Annotated in this window: 1 protein-coding gene; it reads right to left on the bottom strand. The window is 50.9% G+C overall.

Annotation, left to right across the window (positions count from 1 at the left end; translation table 11 throughout):
• Positions 1–269, bottom strand: a 269-nt coding sequence (locus GO755_RS41280; protein WP_198175107.1) for a hypothetical protein, incomplete at both ends; no start/stop codon positions are given.

Below are 269 nucleotides of genomic sequence, written 5' to 3'. Positions count from 1 at the left end.
TTGGCGCTGAAACGGAGGTTGGTGAGTTTGGGGCTGACGCCAGTAGCCACAATATTGATCCCAGTCCCTTCGATATTCCGTATGCTGGACTGGTTGATGGTCAGCGAAGAGGTCTGAGCCATAATTGCACTACCATTGTACTGAAGATCTCCCCATCGATCCATCACGACATACTCCATCACGGAGTTGGTACTGCTGGGATCAAAGTAAATCTGTCCCCCATGGGAGGAAACTGAGTTGGCAGGATTGGCAAAGCCCACAAACCGGAT

Source organism: Spirosoma arboris (genome assembly GCF_009754945.1).
Lineage (GTDB): Bacteria > Bacteroidota > Bacteroidia > Cytophagales > Spirosomataceae > Spirosoma > Spirosoma arboris.
The sequence above is the reverse complement of the archived record's forward strand: the minus strand, read 5'-3'. Positions and strand labels throughout refer to the sequence as shown.